This window comes from Amycolatopsis sp. NBC_01307 (assembly GCF_035975215.1).
Lineage (GTDB): Bacteria > Actinomycetota > Actinomycetes > Mycobacteriales > Pseudonocardiaceae > Amycolatopsis.
This window is the reverse complement of the sequence record NZ_CP108403.1, coordinates 2,556,544-2,573,269: the sequence shown is the minus strand read 5'-3', so window position 1 is coordinate 2,573,269 and position 16,726 is coordinate 2,556,544. Positions and strand designations below refer to the sequence as shown.

Genomic DNA, 16,726 nt, shown 5'->3' with positions numbered 1-16,726 from the left:
CCTGACAGATTCTGGACATTTACTGGCCACGAAACCGGAAGGTCACCGATCAAACCTTGACAGATCCACGGAAAATGGATAGATGACTGCGTAGCGATCAAGTCCGACCGCTCGATAAATGTTTCCGGAAAGACGATGGTCCGGCTCGGTGAATCTCCGACCCGCCCTTCAAGAGGAGTGTCGATGCCCGACGACGAGGCGCCGCGGGTGTTCGTCAGCTACTCCCACGACACCCCGGAGCACAAAGAACAGGTCCGGCGGTTCGCGACGTTCCTGCACGGCCGGATCGGGCTCGAGGTCGTGCTGGACCGGTGGTACGACAACGAACGCCGGGACTGGTCCCTGTGGGCGACCGAGCACCTGCGCGACGCGGACTTCATCCTGGTCGTGGCGTCGCGCCTCTACAAGGACCGGGCCGAGGGGCTGGCGCCGCCGGACGAGGGGCGCGGGGCCCAGTTCGAAACCGCGATCATCCGCGACAAGCTGACCAAGGACCTCCGCGACGGCGCCAAACGGGTCCTTCCCGTCGTGCTCCCAGGGCATTCGATCGAGGAGATCCCGACCTTCCTGAACGCCTACTCGACGACGAGGTACGAGATCGAGGAGTTCACGGAAGCCGGAGTGACCGAACTCCTGGCGGCGATCACCGGGCGGGGTCAGTACTCGATTCCCCAGCGGGGGCAGTGGCGCGGAAACGGCGAAGCGCCCGTGAAACAGGTATCGGCCAGTGAGCTGCCGTGGGTCGTCGCCAGCAACGGAATTCGCCGTGGCAGCGCCCTGATCGACGGGATCCGCTACGACAACAGCATCGTGCTGCGGCCCACCAAGCGCCCGACCGGCTCGGACGGGTACGTCGAGATGGATCTCGGCGGCCACTACCAGCGGCTGACCGCGGTCGTCGGGGTGCTCGACGATGCCGCCGACCCGTTCCAGGTCGGGCACTTCCAGGTCTTTCTCGACGGCGCTCCGCAGTCGACCCACCAGGTGGCGCTCGGGAAGCCGGCCACGATCGACCTCGACGTCACCGGGGCGCTCCGGCTGCGGCTGGAGATGTCCCGTCCCGGCGTGGGCGGCTCGCCCTTCGGCGGTGCCGCCGTTTCGGTGCGGCCCCGGGCGGGGCGGCCGGCGGAGCTGGCCTGGGGCGACCCGACGATGACCTGACGCCGAGCCGCCCACCGCGCGTCAGGGGGTGATGACCACCTTCAGCGCCGAGTTGGCGGCCGCGTTGGCGAAGACCTCGTACGCCTCGTCCATCTCCGCGAAGGTGAACGTGTGCGTGCCCATCTTCTCCGCCGGGATGCGGCCCGAGGACACCATCTTCAGCAGGGTCGGGATCGAGACCGTGTCCACCAGGCCCATCGTCAGCGTGACGTTCTGGATCCACATCTCCTGCATCGGCAGCTCCACCGGGACGCCGTGGACGCCGATGTTCGCGATGCGGCCGCCCGGGCGGACCAGGGACGCCGCCGTCTGCAGGGTCTGGGGGTAGCCGACCGCCTCGATCGAGACGTCTACGCCCAGGCCGTCCGTCATGGCCAGGACGTCGGCCTTCGTGTCCGGGCCGGCTTCGATCGCGTCCGTCGCGCCGAAGTCCAGGGCCTTCTCGAGGCGGAACTTGTTGGAGTCCACCGCGATCACCTTCGACGCGCCCCACAGGCCCGTCGTCAGGATCGCCGACAGGCCGACCGCGCCCGCGCCGACCACCGCCACCGTGTCGCCCGGGCGGACGCGGCCGGCCAGGACGCCGACCTCGTAGCCCGTCGGCAGCGAGTCGGCCAAGAAGATCGCCTGCTCGTTCGTGACATCGTCCGGGACCGCGTACAACGACGTGTCCGCGAACGGGACGCGCACCAGCTCGGCCTGGGTGCCGTCGATGAGGTGACCGAAGATCCAGCCGATCCCGCCGACCGTCTGGCAGTGCGACGGCATCCCGCGCCCGCAGTATTCGCAGCGGCCACACTGGGTGATCGCCGGGACGAGCACCCGGTCGCCGACGGCGAACGCGCGGACCGCGTCGCCGACCGCCGTCACCGTGCCGACCGCTTCGTGGCCGAGGATCCGGCCGTCGGTCACCGCGGCGACGTCACCCTGCAGGATGTGCAGGTCGGTGCCGCAGATCGTGGTCGTGTCGACGCGCACGACCACGTCGGTGGGCTCCTGGACGGCGGCGTCCGGGACGTCTTCCCAGGCCTTCGCGCCCGGACCGTGGTAGACCAGCGCCTTCATCGTCGCCTCCGGCGACCGCCCGGCACCCGCGTCCGGGCACGGCCGCCCACCGAACCTAGGACGGTCGCGGCCGCCCGGCTGTCGCAATTAGAGACAGTGGCTCAGCTGGACGTCCGGACATCGCGAGCTGGGAAACGTCAATCGCCGTCGGCGTTGCGGGCCATGAAGCTCTTCGCGTCACCCGCGGCGGGGTCGACGAAGACGATGTCGTCCGGGCGGCGGCGGGGGACGTCGATCGCCAGGACCACCAACGGCTCCGCGGTGATGCTCGGGAAGCCGTGGACCTTGCGCCGCTCGAAGGCCAGGAACATGCCCGGCCTCGCCTCGAACTCCTCGCCGTCCAGGTGGAACGTGCCGCCGCCGCTGAGCAGGTAGAGGTGCTCGTCGCAGTCGTCGTGGTAGTGCAGCGGGACTTCGCGGTAGATCCGGAAGATCCGCGCACTGGCCGAAGCCTTGTCGACGAAGTACTTGTCCACCAGCATGGTTTCGGCGGTCCCGGGCAGCGCCGCGGCTTCCGCGAGGACGTCGAACACGCTCTGGGTGTTGTCGCTCTCCATGACCTTCGAACCTAGCCGACCAGCGGCAGGAGCACCTCGTCGACGATCGCGGCGACCTCGGCCTCGGAGACCGGCCCGGCCTCGATGTGCGCGACGAGGACCAGCCGCGGCCCGACGGCGGCGAGGCGAGCGGTGCCGGTCTCCCCCAGCAGCTCCAGGATCAGCTCCTGCCGCGGCCGGAACACGAGGTCGCGGACCCGCTCGAACAGCGCCGGGTGCCGCCGGCGCTGCGTGATCAGCTGGACCAGCGCGCGTCCGTGCGGCTCGTCGAGCACCCGGGCGAAACCGCCGAGCAGCACCAGCAGGTCGGTACGCAGATCACCGGTGCCGGGCGGCGGGGTCTCGCCGAAGCCGGCGACCGGGTCGGTCAGGGCGGCCAGCACCAGCTCCGCGGGCGTCGACCAGCGCCGGTAGAGCGCCGCTTTGCCGGTGTGGGCGCGAAGGGCGATTTTCTCGAAGCTCAGCTCCTCGAAGCCGGCCTCCGCCAGCTCGGCCAGCGTCGACGCGTAGATCGCCCGCACCAGGTCGTCGCCCCGTCGCCGCGTGTCCGGCATCGCCCGCCCTTCCCGTGTACCGTGCTTAGTGAACAGTACCGTTCCTTATCGGGGAGTGTCGCATGAGCAGGACCGCCGTCACGAACGTCCGGGTCTTCGACGGCGCCGGGCTCACCGAGCCGCGCACGGTCGTGATCGACGGCGGCACGATCGGCACCGACCCCGCCGGGGCCGACACGGTCGACGGCGGTGGCGGCGCCCTGCTGCCCGGGCTCATCGACACCCACATCCACCTGCACGGACCCGAGAACCTCGAACAGCTGGCGCGCTACGGCGTCACGACGGCCCTCGACATGGCCACCTTCTCGGCCGAACTGCTCGCGTCATTGCGCGACCGGCCGGGCCTGACCGACATCCGCAGCGCCGGGATCCCGGCCATCGGGCCGAGCGGGATGCACGCCCGGATCCCCGGCATGCCCGCCGAAGCCGTCATCACCGATCCCGGGCAGGCCAAGGACTTCGTCGCCGCCCGGGTCGCGGCGGGGTCCGACTACCTGAAGATCGTCCTGGAGGCGCCCGGTGGCGGCGGCCCGGAGCTGCCCGCCGCCCGCGCGCTCACCGACGCCGCGCACGAGGCCGGCCTGCTGGTCGTCGCGCACGCCACTTCCGCCGGGGCCTACACGATGGGCCTCGACGCCGGCGTCGACGTCCTCACGCACGCACCGCTGGGCGCCCCGATCACGACGGACGACGTGGCCCGCGCCCGGATCGTCGCGCCGACGCTGACCATGATGAAAGGCGTGTCCACGACGGTCGGGCAGCCGCAGCTCTACGAAGGCGCGAAGGCGTCGGTGACCGCGTTGTACCGCGCGGGCGTGCCTATCCTCGCCGGGTCGGACGCCAACACCGAGCCCGGCGTGCCGGCCACCGTCGAGCACGGCGTGAGCCTGCACGACGAACTCGAGTTACTCGTCGACGCCGGCCTGTCCACTGTGGACGCCCTTCGCGCGGCGACGGCGTTGCCCGCCAAGCACTTCGGCCTCGACGACCGCGGTGCCATCCGCCCCGGCCTGCGCGCCGACCTGGTCCTGGTCGACGGCGACCCGATCGCGGACATCCGGGCCACCCGCGCGATCACCCGGGTCTGGTGCGCCGGTACCGCAGTCACGGCCCCAGCAGGGCGATAGACGCGCGGACCGCGACCTCTTTGACGTCGCCGGCCCGGCCGCCGTCCTCGACGGTCGTCGCGATCAGCTCGCGCAACCCGCCCAGCAGCATAATTGCCAGCTGCCGGGACAGCGGCCGGATCCCCGCCGCCCGCATCTCGGCCGTGTCGGTCAGCCGCAGCGTCATCGCGATGAAGCCCTCCATCGCCTCGCGCTGCAGCTCGCGGGTCGAGGCGCCGAGCGCGGGGACGTCGCGGATCCAGCTCAGGGTGATCTCCGGCTGCGACTCCGCGGCGGCGATCCACGCCTCGATCGCCTGGCGCACCTGATCGGCCCACGGCGCGCGCGGGTCGACGGCTTCGGTGATCTGCCGGATCATCTGGCGGTTCGCTTCGGCCAGCAGCGCGACGAAGCACGCTTCCTTGCTGGAGAAGTGTTCGTAGAACGTGCGGCGCGAGGTCCGGGCCCGGCGGACGATGCCGGCGACCGTCGTGTCGCGGAAGCCGTCCTCGGTGATCGAGGCGGCCAAGCCGTCGAGCAGCCGCTGCCGGAACCGGTGGGTCTCGACCGTGGTCACCGTCGTCACGCTATACCCCTTCCGCGGCCGGAGCCCCTTGAAACCGGATGGTACCCCGGCGTACCGTACCGACGGTACGTTCGCGTACCACCGAGCGGGGAGATGTCGATGACGACCGTGACACGCCCAGGGCCCGTGACGCTGCCGCCGGGGCCGGCCGCGCCCCGCGCCGTCCAGGGCGCCTACGCGCTGACCAGCCCGCTGCGCGGCATGCGCCGGCTGCGGGAGAAGTACGGGGACGCCTTCACGGTGAACGTGCCGATCTTCGGCCACGCCGTCGTGATCAGCGGCGCGGCCGAGATCAAGCAGCTGTTCATGTCCGGGCCGGACCTGGTCGACAACCAGGAGGTCAACCTCGGGCGCGTGCTCGGCCCGCGGTCGCTGTTCGCCCTCTCGGGCGAGGAACACCGCCGGCAGCGCAAGCTCCTGGTGCCGCCGTTCCACGGCCGCCGGCTCGCCGCCTACGAGAAGATCGTCGAGGAAGAGACCGTCCGGGAGCTGGCGAGCTGGCCGGAGGGCCGCGCGTTCGCGACGCTGCCGTCGATGATGCGGATCACCCTCAACGCCATCCTCCGCGCGGTGTTCGGTGCGGAAGGGGCCGAGTTCGCCGAGCTGCGGGCGCTGCTCCCGCCGTTCGTGACGCTCGGTTCACGCCTGGCCGTGCTGCCGATCTCCAAGAAGGGCCGCCTGAACCCGTGGCGCCGCTTCGAACGGCTGCGCCGCGACTACGACGCGATCGTCGACCGGCTGATCGCCAAGGCCCGCGCCGACGAGCGCCTCGACGAGCGTGACGACGTCCTCGCGCTGATGCTGCAGAGCCGCTACGACGACGGTGCCGAGCTGAGCCGCGAAGAGATCGCCGACCAGCTGCTCACCCTGCTCACCGCCGGGCACGAGACCACCGCGACCACGCTGGCCTGGGCGGTCGAACGGCTCCGGCGGCACCCCGGCGTGCTGCGGGAGCTCGCCGAAGCGACCGACAGCAAGCTGCTCGACGCGACGATCCTCGAGGTCCAGCGCACCCGCCCGGTCATCGACCTCACGGCCCGGCAGGTCAAGCAGGACGGCTTCCGGCTGGGCCGGTGGACGCTGCCGAAGGGCTACGTCGTGCTCGTCAGCATCGCCCTGATCCACGACGACGACACGCTCTTCCCGCACGCCGCGACGTTCGACCCGCACCGCTTCGCCGGCGCGCGACCGGACCTCTACCAGTGGATCCCGTTCGGCGGCGGCACCCGCCGCTGCATCGGCGCCGCGTTCGCGACGATGGAGATGACCGTCGTCCTGCGCACCCTGCTGCGCGACTTCACGCTCGAGCCGACCACCGAAGCGGACGAGCGCTGGCACTCCCGGGGCGTCGCCTTCGCCCCGGCCAAGGGTGGGCGCGCGGTCGTGCGCCGCCGGGGAGGAATCGCGTGAACGAACAGATCGCCGACGCCGGCCGGGGGATTTCCCTGGCGTACGAACGGATCGGGGACGACGGCGCCGAGCCGCTGGTGCTCGTCGCCGGGCTGGGCCAGCAGCTGCACAGCTGGCCGGACGCCTTCTGCGCCGAGCTGGCCGGGCGCGGGTTCCAGGTCGTCCGCTTCGACAACCGCGACGCCGGGCGCTCGACGCACCCGCGGTTCCGGCCGGCGAAGCTGCCCGCGATGTTCGCCGGCCGCTTCCCGCCGGAGCAGTACGACCTGAGGGACATGGCCGCCGACACCGTGGGCCTGCTCGACGCGCTGGGCCTGGACCGCGTGCACCTCGCGGGCGTGTCGATGGGCGGCATGATCTCCCAGTCGGTGGCGGCGCTGCACCCGGCGCGGGTCCGGACCCTGACGTCGATCATGTCGACGACCGGGTCCCGCCTGATCGGCCGCCCGGCGTTCTCGACGTTGCGGCTGATGGGCGCGAAGCCGCCGAAGTCGCGCGAAGAGGCCGTCGAAAGCGCCGTGAAGATGTTCCGGCACATCAGCTCGCACGGCTTTCCCTTCGACGAGGCCTGGGTGCGCGAAACGGCCGGGACGGGCTGGGACCGCGACCCGACGGCGGGCGGTGTGGGCCGTCAGCTCGGCGCGATCCTCAAGTCCGGCAACCGGACGGCGTGGCTGAAGAAGATCACCGCGCCCACGCTGGTGGTGCACGGCGACCGCGACCGGATGGTGCACCCGACCGGCGGCGCCGCCACCGCGCGGGCGATCCCCGGGGCCCGCCTCGAAACCGTCCGCGGCATGGGGCACAACCTGCCCGAAGGCGCGTGGCCCGCGCTGCTCGACCTGATCGCCGGCCACGCGAGGAGCAGCGATGTCCCGACCACCTAGCCTCACCGGCCGCCCGGTCGTGATCACCGGTGCGGCGTCCGGCATCGGCCGTGCCCTCGCGACCAGGTTCTCCCGGCTCGGCTCCCCCGTCGCCATCGCCGACGTCGACGAAGCCGGGCTCAAGGCGACCGCGGCCGGCCTGCGCGGACACGTGCTGACCCGGGTCCTCGACGTCCGCGACGCCGCCGACCAGCTCCGCTTCGCCGGTGAGGTGCGCGACTGGCTCCCGGCGCCGCTGGCCGCCGTCTTCAACAACGCCGGCGTCGCGGTGACGTCGACCGTGCTCGACGCGGTGCCCGAGGACGACGACTGGCTGCACGACATCAACTTCCGCGGGGTCGTGCACGGGACGCGCGCGTTCCTGCCGATCCTCGCCGAGCAGGGTTCGGGTGCCGTGGTGAACACCTCCAGCGTGTTCGGCCTGGCCGGGATGCCGCACCAGAGCGCCTACTGCGCGGCGAAGTTCGCCGTCCGCGGCTTCACCGAGTCGCTGCGCCACGAGCTGCGCGGCACCGGCGTCCGCGCGATCACCGTGCACCCGGGCGGGATCACCACGAACATCGCGCGCAACGCCCGGGTGCGGCGCGACCCCGAAGGCCGCGGCCGCACCAAGGACGAGATGGCCGCGCAGTTCGAGGCGATGACGATGACGTCGCCCGAACGGGCCGCGGAGATCATCCACACGGGCGTCGACCGCGGGAAAGCCCGTATCCTGGTCGGGCCCGACGCCCACCTGTTCGACGCGCTCACCCGCGTCACCCCGACCCACTACTACGCCGTGCTCTCCCGCCTGCAGAACCGCATGCGTGCCCGGCAGACGGAGGCCGTGAAATGACCGAGCACGTCGACGTGCTGATCGTCGGGGCCGGGCTGTCCGGTGTCGGTGCCGCCCACCACCTGCGGGAGGCGTTCCCGCGCAAGACGTACACGATCCTCGAGGCGCGCGACGCCATCGGCGGCACGTGGGACCTGTTCCGCTACCCCGGCGTGCGGTCCGACTCGGACATGCAGACGCTCGGGTACCGGTTCCGGCCGTGGACCAGCGAGAAGGCCATCGCCGACGGGCCGTCGATCCTGCAGTACGTCCGCGACACCGCGACCGAGGCGGGCATCGACCGGCACATCCGCTTCGGGCACAAGGTGATCCGCGCGGAATGGTCCACAGAGGACGCGTTGTGGACGGTCGAGGCGACGCACGACGGCGAGCCCGTGCGCTTCACGGCGAAGTTCCTGTACCTGTGCAGCGGTTATTACGACTACGAAGGCGGCCACACGCCGCAGTTCCCCGGCGTCGAGGAGTTCGGCGGCACCGTGGTGCACCCGCAGCACTGGCCCGAGGACCTCGACTACGCGGGCAAGAAGGTCGTCGTGATCGGCAGCGGCGCGACGGCCGTGACGCTCGTGCCGGCGATGACCGACCGCGCCGAGCACGTCACCATGCTGCAGCGCTCCCCCACCTACATCCTGTCGCTGCCGTCGGAGGACGCGCTGGCCAACCGGCTGCGCGGCCTGCTCGGGCCGAAGCTGGCCTACCCCATCGCGCGCTGGAAGAACGTCGCCGTGAGCACGCTGATCTACCAGCTCAGCCGGCGTCGTCCGGGTGTGGTGAAGGCGATGATCCGCAAGGCCGCGATGAAGCAGCTGCCGGCCGGGTACGCCGTGGACACCCACTTCAAGCCGAAGTACCAGCCCTGGGACCAGCGGCTCTGCCTGGTGCCGGACGGCGACCTGTTCCGCTCGATCAAGCACGGCGACGCCTCGATCGTCACCGACCGGATCGCGTCGTTCACGAAGACCGGGATCCGGCTGGAGTCCGGCGACGAGCTGGAAGCGGACGTCGTCGTGTCGGCCACCGGGCTGCGGCTGCTGGCCTTCGGCGGCATCGAGCTGGCCGTCGACGGGCACGTCGTCAAGCTGCCGGAAACCATGGCGTACAAGGGGATGATGCTCAGCGGCGTGCCGAACTTCGCGTTCACCATCGGCTACACGAACGCGTCGTGGACACTCAAGGCCGACCTCGTCGGCGAGTACGTCGTGCGGCTGCTGCGTCACCTCGACCGGACCGGGCAGGACCAGGCCGTCCCGGTGAACGACGACCCGGCGGTCACCGAGCGGCCGCTGCTCGACTTCGACGCCGGGTACGTGCTGCGGGCGATCGACGCGTTCCCCAAGGCCGGGTCGCGGGCGCCGTGGACGCTCGGCATGAGCTACGCGCACGACGTCGTCAAGCTGCGGCACGGCCGGATCGACGACGGCGCGCTGCGGTTCTCGCGGCGGCCCGCCTGAACGTGCAGACTGGGCGCATGACGCCTTCGCCCCGCCGGGCCCGCTGATGCACAGCGCGGGCCTGGTCCTGCACCCCCGCCGCGACTCCGCGGCCGCCGTCGAGGCGGTGCTCGGCTGGGCCGGGAACCGCGGCATCGAGATCCTCGGCATCGCCGACGAGATCGTCCGGCTGAAGTGCGCCGCCGTCGGCGTGACGTCGGAGGAGCTGGGCCGCCGCTCGGACCTGCTGGTCAGCCTGGGCGGCGACGGCACGATGCTGCGCGCCATGCGGCTGGCCGACGGGCAGCGCGCGCCGGTGCTCGGGGTGAACCTGGGCAAGCTCGGGTTCCTCGCCGAGGTCGACGTGCCGGACCTGCCGGACGCGCTGTCGGCCATCGACGGCAACGAGTTCACGGTGGAGCCGCGCCTCGCCGTCGACGCCGTGTTCGACGGCCAGCGGATCACGGCGTTCAACGACATCGCGGTGGTCCGCGTCCCCGGCGACGGCAGCGCGGTCGTCGCGGTGCGCGTCAACGGCCAGCCGTTCGTGAGCTACTCGGCGGACGCGGTGATCGTCGCGACCCCGACCGGTTCGACGGCGTACAGCTTCTCCGCGGGCGGCCCGATCACGAGCCCGTCGGTGGAGGCCCTGCTGGTGACGCCGGCGGCGCCGCACTCGGCGTACAGCCGGGGCGTGGTGCTCTCGGTGCACGACACGGTGGCGCTGGAGGTCCTCCCGACGAGCGGCCGCCTCGCGGTGGAGGTGGACGGCCAGGTCGCGGGCTACGTCAACCCGGGCGACCGCCTGGACCTGCGAGGCCGCCCGAGCGCGGCCCGGGTGGTCCGCCTCGGCATGACGACGTTCTACCAGCGGGCGCGCCGCAAGCTGCGCCTGACGGACTCGGCCGAGATCCCCCAGGACGGCGACCACTGACGCATCTTTCCTGGGGAAAGTGCAAGTTTGCGGAACAAAGCGGCACTTTCACGTGAAAGTGCCGCTTGGGGTCGGGCCGAGGCACTGGAGCGTGGGGTGCGTCACAGCGTGGGCGCGTCTGCGATGGTCACGGAATGGTCACGGGTAGCGTCGCCGACTTCGCCTGAACCCGTTGAGCGTCCCCGGAGTGAACCTAGGCATGCTGGCCCCCGCACCGACCCACCTTTCCCTTCGCGCCCGGCTGCTCGTGCCCGGTGCGCAAGCCGCGTTCGCCGCGGCCGTCGTCCTGCTCGCTGTGCTGCACCTCGATCGGCGGCTCGCGCCGCTCGATCCGGTCACCGCGATGCTCAGTGACTACGCCCTGGTTCCCGGCCGCTGGATGTGGGACGGTGCGCTGATCCTCACCAGCACCGGCTCGGCGTTGCTGCTCGTCGCGCTCTACCGTCGCGGGCTGCTGGCCAACCCGGCGCTCGTCGCCGCGAAAGCCCTCTGGTGCGTCAGCCTGCTCACCGTCGCGATCTTCGCGAAGGATCCGCAAGGCGGGGCGATCACGACCACCGGCAAGATCCACCTCTACGCCTCCGCCGTGACGTGCCTCAGCCTGCCCGTCGTCGGCTGGGCGCTGGGCCGGCGGCACCGCGACGACCCGCGCTGGCGCCGGTTCGCCACCTGGTCGCGCCGGCTGGCGCTGGCCGCGATCCCGTTCTACCTGCCGTTCATCGTCCCGTTCGCGGTGAACGTCGTGCTCGGCGGCCACCTGCCGACCGTGGCGACCGGCCTGGTCGAACGCCTGATGATGCTCCTGGAGATCGCCCTGCTCGCCGTCCTCGGCGTCTGGGCACACCGCGCGGCGACTGCGCCCACAAAGCGTAAGCCACTTACGCTATCGCCTGCGGCACGCTAGACGCCCTGCTGGTCGGCCCGTCGATGGCGTGGCTCGCGGCGGCGCCGTCCTCGCCGTGGCTGATCGCGCCGCTGGTCCTGGCCGGCGCCGGGATCGGGTTCTTCGTCCGGGTTTCGCTGCCGGCCGGGCAGAACGCCGTCGCCTACCGGGACTTCGGCGTCGCGACCGGCGCGCCGAACTTCTTCAAGAGCGTCGGCGGCGGGTTCGGCGCCGCGGTGTTCGGCGCGATCCTCACCGCGGCCGGCGCGGCCACCGCGCACGGCTTCTCGGTCGTCTTCCTCGGCACCGTCCCGATCGCGGCCGTCATGCTGGTGCTCGCGCTGGTCATGCGGGAAGCCGCTGTCGGAAGAGATGCGCGAAATCGCCGACGGCACGGCCGAAGCGCCCGAGTACTGATCGTTTCCGGCCGCCTGTGAAAGGGTGAGGGCATGACCGAGGAGCCGCGCGAAGGACTGCGGGAGCGCAAGAAGCGCCTGACCCGCGAGACGCTGGCCGCCAACGCCGAGCGGATGTTCCGGGAGCGCGGCTTCGACCAGGTGACCGTGGCCGAGGTCGCCGGGGCGTCCGACGTGTCGGTGAAGACGTTGTTCGTCTACTTCGACAGCAAGGAGGACCTCGTCTTCGCCGACGAGTACTCCCTGCTCGACCGGATCGAGCAGCGGCTGGCCGATCGCCCGGCGGGCACCTCGCCCGCCGAAGCCGTCCGCCGCCTGGCCCACGAGCTCATCGACGAGACGCTGCCCGGCGACGACGCCGAGGGCATCGTCGCGTTCGCGCGGCTGATCGGCGAGAACCCGGCGCTGCACAGCCGGCTGCAGCTGATGTGGGAACGCTACGAGCAGCGCCTCGCGGCCACGCTCGCGGCCGAGGCGGGCGGCTCCCCGTTCGACCCGGCGACGCGCGCGGCGGCGGCGTTGCTGATCACCCCGTTCCGGGTGCTGACCAGCTCCGACGTCCGCGGCCGCATCCCCGACGACGGCGCCGCGACCTGGATCGACGCCTGTTTCTCGCTCATCGAGAAGGGGCTGCCGGGCTAGGCGGGCTCAGTGAGCGGCACTGAAGCAGAGCCGAAGCCGCTGTCCGCTACGAAGCCATCGCCTGCATCGACGAATGGCTATGACCAGCCGTTACTCTCGGCGAACCGAGAGCCCGCACCGTGCGGGGTTTCACCAAAGCTCGGTACGGGCGCGAGTGACGGAAACTCCCGGTATCCGGCACCCGATCGCCCGTCTTTGCAGCACCGGGATTGCAGCCGCCGGCAAGATTACCCCTCAGCCGAAGCCGCTGAGAACCCACTTCTGAAGCGAGCCTAGCTCCGCGCGGGCTGTTCCTTGGTCCGGTGCAGCAGCCAGTCGCGGCCCGTGTCGATCAACGCGTAACGGACGTCACCTTCCCGGCCGTGCAACGTGAACAGCATTCGCTTGGGCGTGCGGTCGTGCTCCTCCCACCAGCCGGTGTCGGCGACCTTCTTGTGCTCGTCCTCGTAGCCGAGGTGGTCGAGCGCGTGGTCGGGGACGGCGATCGCGAGGCGGTTGCCGCCCGCGGTGGCGGGCAGGCCGCGCGGGACGGCCCACGACCGCAGTACGCCGTTCTCCTCCAAGCGCAGGTCGAAGTGGTGCCGGGGCCGCCAGTGCTCGTGCAGCACGAACGCCGGGCGCGGGTCTTCCATCCCGCTCACGATGCCAGAAGTTCCTGGCGTGTACCCGGTTTCACCCCTTCGAAACCGTCCTTCCGTGGACTTGACCCAGTCCAGAAACAGGCGCACGGTGGGGAGTCATGAGCGATGCGGCCGGCATGTTACGAGCGGCGGGTCTGCGGGTAACCGCGCCCCGGCGGGCGGTGCTGACCTGGCTGGCGCAGCACCCTCATTCCACTGTGGACGCCATCGGCACCGGCGTCCGCGCCATGTTGGACTCCGTGTCCACCCAGGCGATCTACGACGTCCTGGGCGCGTGCACGGAAGCCGGCCTGATCCGGCGGATCGAGCTGCCGGGGCACCCCGCCCGGTTCGAGCGGCGAGCCGGGGACAACCACCACCACGTCGTGTGCCGCGGGTGCGGGCGGACCGAGGACGTCGACTGCGCGGTCGGCGCCACACCCTGCCTCACCCCCGGCACCGGGCACGGCTTCACCATCGACGAGGCGGAAGTGGTGTTCTGGGGCTTCTGCCCCGGGTGCACCGCGAACCACCACGCAGAAAGAGGACCGCAGTGACGCAGATCCATCCCGAACCGACCACCACCGACGCCGGCATCCCCGTCGAAAGCGACGAACACTCGCTCACCGTCGGGGCGGACGGCCCGATCCTGCTGCACGACAACTACCTCATCGAGCAGATGGCGCAGTTCAACCGCGAGCGCGTCCCCGAGCGGCAGCCGCACGCCAAGGGCAGTGGCGCCTTCGGGCGGTTCGAGGTGACCGGCGACGTCAGCGCGTACACGAAGGCCGCGGTGTTCCAGCCGGGGACGAAGACCGACCTGCTGATCCGGTTCTCCACCGTCGCCGGCGAGCGGGGCAGCCCCGACACCTGGCGCGACCCGCGCGGCTTCGCGGTCAAGTTCTACACCAGCGAAGGCAACTACGACATGGTCGGGAACAACACCCCGGTGTTCTTCCTGCGCGACCCGTTGAAGTTCCAGCACTTCATCCGCTCGCAGAAGCGCCGCGCCGACAACAACCTGCGCGACCACGACATGCAGTGGGACTTCTGGACGCTGTCACCGGAGTCGGCGCACCAGGTGACGTGGCTGATGGGCGACCGCGGCATCCCGCGGACCTGGCGCCACATGAACGGCTACAGCTCGCACACCTACATGTGGGTCAACGCCGGTGGTGAACGCTTCTGGGTGAAGTACCACTTCAAGACCGACCAGGGCGTCGAGACCTTCACCCAGGACGAGGCCGACCAGATGGCCGCCGCCGACACCGACTACCACACGCGCGACCTGTACGAGTCGATCGAGGCCGGCGACCATCCCAGCTGGACGCTCAAGGTCCAGGTCATGCCGTTCGAGGACGCCAAGACCTACCGGTTCAACCCGTTCGACCTCACGAAGGTGTGGCCGCACGCCGACTACCCGCTCATCGACGTCGGCCGGATGACGCTCGACCGGAACCCGACCGACCACCACACCGAGATCGAGCAGGCCGCGTTCGAGCCGAGCAACCTGGTGCCGGGGATCGGCGCGAGCCCGGACAAGATGCTGCTGGGCCGGCTGTTCTCCTACCCGGACGCGCACCGCTACCGGATCGGCGCGAACTACAAGCAGCTGCCGGTCAACGCGCCCGTGTCGCCGGTGCACAGCTACAGCAAGGACGGCGCGATGCGCTACACCAAGGTCGCCGACCCGGTGTACGCGCCGAACTCGAAGGGCGGCCCGCACGCCGACGTCGCGAAGTACGGCCAGCCCGCGGGCTGGCACACCGACGGCGACATGGTCCGCACCGCGTACACGCTGCGCGAGGAGGACGACGACTGGGGCCAGGCCGGCACGATGATCCGTGAGGTCTTCGACGACGCCGGCCGCGAGCGGTTCGTCGACAACGTCGTGGGTCACCTGCTGAACGGCGTGACCGAGCCGGTGCTGCAGCGCGCCTTCGACTACTGGCGCAACGTCGACAAGGACATCGGCGACCGGATCGAGTCGGGCGTCCGCGCGAAGGCCGACGAGAAGGACCCGAAGGCGGCGAAGCAGGCGAACCCCGCCCGGTCGAGCATGCAGAAGAAGGCCTGACGAACGGGGCGAGTCACTCTCCCGGGTGACTCGCCCCGGTTCGCGGCCCCGAAGTCCCTCGGCTACGTTGACTTCCTCGTGGGGGAACAGTCAGGGGAGGCCGGGTGAACTTCGCCGGAGCCGCGCTGCCCTTGGCCGCCGGGGTCGCACTGCTCGTCTTCCTGATCCGGCTCGCGCGTGAACCGCGCCGGCTCGGGAACGCCGTCTGGCTCGGGGTCGCGTTGCTGCTGACCGGCGCCTGGCTGCTGCGCGAGGCCCTGCACCTGGAGTGGCTGACCCCGGTGGTGGCCGTGCTGCTGGCGGCGATCGCGGTGATCGTCGCGCTGGTGCTGCCCGCCGCGCTGATCTTCAACGGCGCGCAGATGTGGCGGAAGGAAGGCCGCAGCAAGGGGAACCTGCTGTCGCTGGCCCTCGGCGCCGGGCTGATCACGCTCGAAGTGCTCTTCTTCGTCCCGCTCGGCCGCTGGGGCACGGCGCTCGTGGCGATCGCCATCGTGCTCACGAGCTACTTCGGGTTCCTGCTCGCGTCGCTGCTGGTCTACTCCGTGCTCTACAGCCGGGTCGGGCGCCACCGGGACGTCGAGGCGATCATCGTCCTCGGCTGCGGGCTCGCCGGCGACCGCGTCCCGCCGCTGCTCGCCGGCCGCCTCGACCGCGCGATCCGGCTCTACGAACGGGAACCCGCGCACCCGCCGCTGCTGGTCGTCTCCGGCGGGAAGGGCCCGGGCGAGAGCGTCACGGAGGCCGACGCGATGCACGGCTACCTGCGCGAGCGCGGCGTCCCGGAGGACCGGATCCGCCGCGAGGACCAGGCGACGACGACCGAAGAGAACCTGCGGCTGTCGGCGGCGCTGCTTCCCCAGTCCGATCGGGCGGGCCGTGTGTTGGCCGTGACGAGCAACTACCACGTCTTCCGCACGGCGGTGGAGTGCCGCCGCCTCGGGCTGCCGATCCACGCGACCGGCTCCCCCACCGCGAGCTATTTCCTGCCGAGCGCCCTGCTGCGTGAGTTCGCGGCGCTGATCCTGCACTACCGCCGCACGACGATCGCGGCGTGCGTCCTGATCACCGGGGCGGGCGTCGCACTCGCCGTCGTCTAGTCCCCCGCCGGGACGGCCGCGACCGCTTCCACCTCCGCCGTGTAGTCCGGCCCCGCCAGGGCAGCCACCACGGCCAGCGACTGGGCCGGGAAGTCGCCGTCCGGGAACCACTTCGCGAACGCCTCGGCCTGCGCGGCCCGGTAGCCGGGCAGGTGGTCCGTGCCGGACACCAGGGTCAGCAGTTTCACCAGGTGCTCGGGCCCGGCACCCTGCGCGGCCAGCAGGGTCCCGAGGTTGACGAAGATCTGCCGCGCCTGCGTCTCGGCGTCCGGTCCGGCGAGGGTCCCGTCCGGGAGAACGCCGAGCTGCCCCGAGACGAACACCAGCCGGTGCCCCGGCGGCACCTCGGCCAGGTGGCTGTAGCGGCCCAGCGGCGGCGCGACGGTCTCCGGATTCCAGCGGCGTGGCTTCATCCGGCCATGATCGCATGGTAGGTTCACCGCCGGATCTGGTTTGCCAAATA

19 protein-coding genes are annotated in these 16,726 nt (G+C 71.1%); 13 read left to right on the top strand and 6 right to left on the bottom strand.

What is annotated here, in order from left to right:
* Positions 1-183 precede the first annotated feature (183 nt).
* The gene (locus OG439_RS11360) at positions 184-1,161 is read left to right on the top strand and encodes an SEFIR domain-containing protein (RefSeq protein ID WP_326949346.1); all 978 of its coding nucleotides are present in this window, start codon (positions 184-186) and stop codon (positions 1,159-1,161) included.
* Between the two features lie 21 nt (positions 1,162-1,182).
* Here the strand turns inward: OG439_RS11360 and OG439_RS11355 are convergent, their stop codons facing one another.
* The 3 genes from OG439_RS11355 to OG439_RS11345 form a co-directional block, all read right to left on the bottom strand.
* Positions 1,183-2,226 (bottom strand): alcohol dehydrogenase catalytic domain-containing protein, encoded by a 1,044-nt coding sequence (locus OG439_RS11355; RefSeq protein WP_326949345.1) that lies wholly within the window; start codon positions 2,224-2,226, stop codon positions 1,183-1,185.
* A gap of 137 nt (positions 2,227-2,363) precedes the next feature.
* Entirely contained in the window at positions 2,364-2,783 is a 420-nt protein-coding gene (locus OG439_RS11350; protein WP_326949344.1) for a cupin domain-containing protein, read from the bottom strand.
* Positions 2,784-2,794: 11 nt separating this feature from the next.
* A complete protein-coding gene (locus OG439_RS11345) occupies positions 2,795-3,337 on the bottom strand; it encodes a TetR/AcrR family transcriptional regulator (protein ID WP_326949343.1) in 543 nt (180 codons plus the stop codon).
* Positions 3,338-3,399: 62 nt separating this feature from the next.
* Here OG439_RS11345 and OG439_RS11340 point away from each other — a divergent pair, with 62 nt between their 5' ends.
* Complete coding sequence (locus OG439_RS11340) at positions 3,400-4,464, top strand: amidohydrolase family protein (protein WP_326949342.1); 1,065 nt, start codon at positions 3,400-3,402, stop codon at positions 4,462-4,464.
* Here OG439_RS11340 and OG439_RS11335 read toward each other — a convergent pair.
* Complete coding sequence (locus tag OG439_RS11335; RefSeq protein WP_442792300.1) at positions 4,442-5,029, bottom strand: TetR/AcrR family transcriptional regulator; 588 nt, start codon at positions 5,027-5,029, stop codon at positions 4,442-4,444. The genes OG439_RS11340 and OG439_RS11335 overlap by 23 nt on opposite strands.
* A 99-nt stretch (positions 5,030-5,128) precedes the next feature.
* Here OG439_RS11335 and OG439_RS11330 point away from each other — a divergent pair, with 99 nt between their 5' ends.
* The 8 genes from OG439_RS11330 to OG439_RS11295 all read left to right on the top strand — a co-directional run bounded on the left by OG439_RS11330 (position 5,129) and on the right by OG439_RS11295 (position 12,466).
* Positions 5,129-6,439, top strand: a complete 1,311-nt coding sequence (locus OG439_RS11330) for a cytochrome P450 (RefSeq protein ID WP_326949340.1) — start codon at positions 5,129-5,131, stop codon at positions 6,437-6,439.
* Positions 6,436-7,326, top strand: coding sequence for an alpha/beta fold hydrolase (locus tag OG439_RS11325; protein ID WP_326949339.1), 891 nt, complete (start codon positions 6,436-6,438; stop codon positions 7,324-7,326). Before OG439_RS11330 ends, OG439_RS11325 begins: the two co-directional genes overlap by 4 nt.
* Positions 7,310-8,161: an SDR family NAD(P)-dependent oxidoreductase gene (locus OG439_RS11320; protein WP_326949338.1), complete on the top strand. Its 852-nt coding sequence runs from the start codon at positions 7,310-7,312 to the stop codon at positions 8,159-8,161. The genes OG439_RS11325 and OG439_RS11320 overlap by 17 nt, the downstream gene beginning before the upstream one ends.
* Positions 8,158-9,612: a flavin-containing monooxygenase gene (locus tag OG439_RS11315; protein ID WP_326949337.1), complete on the top strand. Its 1,455-nt coding sequence runs from the start codon at positions 8,158-8,160 to the stop codon at positions 9,610-9,612. The genes OG439_RS11320 and OG439_RS11315 overlap by 4 nt, the downstream gene beginning before the upstream one ends.
* 46 nt (positions 9,613-9,658) lie before the next feature.
* On the top strand, positions 9,659-10,525 hold the full coding sequence (locus OG439_RS11310) for an NAD(+)/NADH kinase (protein WP_326949336.1): 867 nt from the start codon (positions 9,659-9,661) through the stop codon (positions 10,523-10,525).
* Between the two features lie 199 nt (positions 10,526-10,724).
* Positions 10,725-11,429 (top strand): DUF998 domain-containing protein, encoded by a 705-nt coding sequence (locus OG439_RS11305; RefSeq protein WP_326949335.1) that lies wholly within the window; start codon positions 10,725-10,727, stop codon positions 11,427-11,429.
* 23 nt (positions 11,430-11,452) lie between these two features.
* Positions 11,453-11,845: a hypothetical protein gene (locus OG439_RS11300; RefSeq protein WP_326949334.1), complete on the top strand. Its 393-nt coding sequence runs from the start codon at positions 11,453-11,455 to the stop codon at positions 11,843-11,845.
* Positions 11,846-11,857: 12 nt separating this feature from the next.
* Positions 11,858-12,466 carry a TetR/AcrR family transcriptional regulator gene (locus OG439_RS11295; protein ID WP_326949333.1) on the top strand — a complete coding sequence of 203 codons (609 nt, stop codon included), beginning with the start codon at positions 11,858-11,860 and terminating at the stop codon, positions 12,464-12,466.
* 272 nt (positions 12,467-12,738) lie between these two features.
* Here the strand turns inward: OG439_RS11295 and OG439_RS11290 are convergent, their stop codons facing one another.
* Positions 12,739-13,098 carry a DNA polymerase ligase N-terminal domain-containing protein gene (locus OG439_RS11290; RefSeq protein WP_326949332.1) on the bottom strand — a complete coding sequence of 120 codons (360 nt, stop codon included), beginning with the start codon at positions 13,096-13,098 and terminating at the stop codon, positions 12,739-12,741.
* 107 nt (positions 13,099-13,205) lie between these two features.
* Between OG439_RS11290 and OG439_RS11285 the strand changes: the two genes are divergently transcribed.
* The 3 genes from OG439_RS11285 (at position 13,206) to OG439_RS11275 (ending at position 16,263) form a co-directional block, all read left to right on the top strand.
* On the top strand, positions 13,206-13,643 hold the full coding sequence (locus OG439_RS11285) for a Fur family transcriptional regulator (protein ID WP_326949331.1): 438 nt from the start codon (positions 13,206-13,208) through the stop codon (positions 13,641-13,643).
* Positions 13,640-15,163 (top strand): catalase, encoded by a 1,524-nt coding sequence (locus tag OG439_RS11280; RefSeq protein WP_326949330.1) that lies wholly within the window; start codon positions 13,640-13,642, stop codon positions 15,161-15,163. Before OG439_RS11285 ends, OG439_RS11280 begins: the two co-directional genes overlap by 4 nt.
* A 104-nt stretch (positions 15,164-15,267) precedes the next feature.
* Positions 15,268-16,263 carry a YdcF family protein gene (locus OG439_RS11275; RefSeq protein WP_326949329.1) on the top strand — a complete coding sequence of 332 codons (996 nt, stop codon included), beginning with the start codon at positions 15,268-15,270 and terminating at the stop codon, positions 16,261-16,263.
* On the opposite strand, the gene OG439_RS11270 is transcribed toward OG439_RS11275, so the two are convergent.
* Positions 16,260-16,676, bottom strand: a complete 417-nt coding sequence (locus OG439_RS11270) for a RidA family protein (protein WP_326949328.1) — start codon at positions 16,674-16,676, stop codon at positions 16,260-16,262. The genes OG439_RS11275 and OG439_RS11270 overlap by 4 nt on opposite strands.
* Positions 16,677-16,726: the final 50 nt, after the last annotated feature.

Excerpts from the sequence above, each read along its gene's own strand:
- OG439_RS11310 (WP_326949336.1), top strand. The coding sequence starts at position 9,659 with ATGCACAGCGCGGGCCTGGTCCTGCACCCCCGCCGCGACTCCGCGGCC.
- OG439_RS11305 (WP_326949335.1), top strand. The coding sequence starts at position 10,725 with ATGCTGGCCCCCGCACCGACCCACCTTTCCCTTCGCGCCCGGCTGCTC.
- OG439_RS11315 (WP_326949337.1), top strand. The coding sequence starts at position 8,158 with ATGACCGAGCACGTCGACGTGCTGATCGTCGGGGCCGGGCTGTCCGGT.
- OG439_RS11300 (WP_326949334.1), top strand. The coding sequence starts at position 11,453 with ATGGCGTGGCTCGCGGCGGCGCCGTCCTCGCCGTGGCTGATCGCGCCG.
- OG439_RS11320 (WP_326949338.1), top strand. The coding sequence starts at position 7,310 with ATGTCCCGACCACCTAGCCTCACCGGCCGCCCGGTCGTGATCACCGGT.
- OG439_RS11290 (WP_326949332.1), bottom strand. The coding sequence starts at position 13,098 with ATGGAAGACCCGCGCCCGGCGTTCGTGCTGCACGAGCACTGGCGGCCC.
- OG439_RS11295 (WP_326949333.1), top strand. The coding sequence starts at position 11,858 with ATGACCGAGGAGCCGCGCGAAGGACTGCGGGAGCGCAAGAAGCGCCTG.
- OG439_RS11285 (WP_326949331.1), top strand. The coding sequence starts at position 13,206 with ATGAGCGATGCGGCCGGCATGTTACGAGCGGCGGGTCTGCGGGTAACC.
- OG439_RS11345 (WP_326949343.1), bottom strand. The coding sequence starts at position 3,337 with ATGCCGGACACGCGGCGACGGGGCGACGACCTGGTGCGGGCGATCTAC.
- OG439_RS11340 (WP_326949342.1), top strand. The coding sequence starts at position 3,400 with ATGAGCAGGACCGCCGTCACGAACGTCCGGGTCTTCGACGGCGCCGGG.
- OG439_RS11330 (WP_326949340.1), top strand. The coding sequence starts at position 5,129 with ATGACGACCGTGACACGCCCAGGGCCCGTGACGCTGCCGCCGGGGCCG.
- OG439_RS11360 (WP_326949346.1), top strand. The coding sequence starts at position 184 with ATGCCCGACGACGAGGCGCCGCGGGTGTTCGTCAGCTACTCCCACGAC.
- OG439_RS11355 (WP_326949345.1), bottom strand. The coding sequence starts at position 2,226 with ATGAAGGCGCTGGTCTACCACGGTCCGGGCGCGAAGGCCTGGGAAGAC.
- OG439_RS11270 (WP_326949328.1), bottom strand. The coding sequence starts at position 16,676 with ATGAAGCCACGCCGCTGGAATCCGGAGACCGTCGCGCCGCCGCTGGGC.
- OG439_RS11350 (WP_326949344.1), bottom strand. The coding sequence starts at position 2,783 with ATGGAGAGCGACAACACCCAGAGCGTGTTCGACGTCCTCGCGGAAGCC.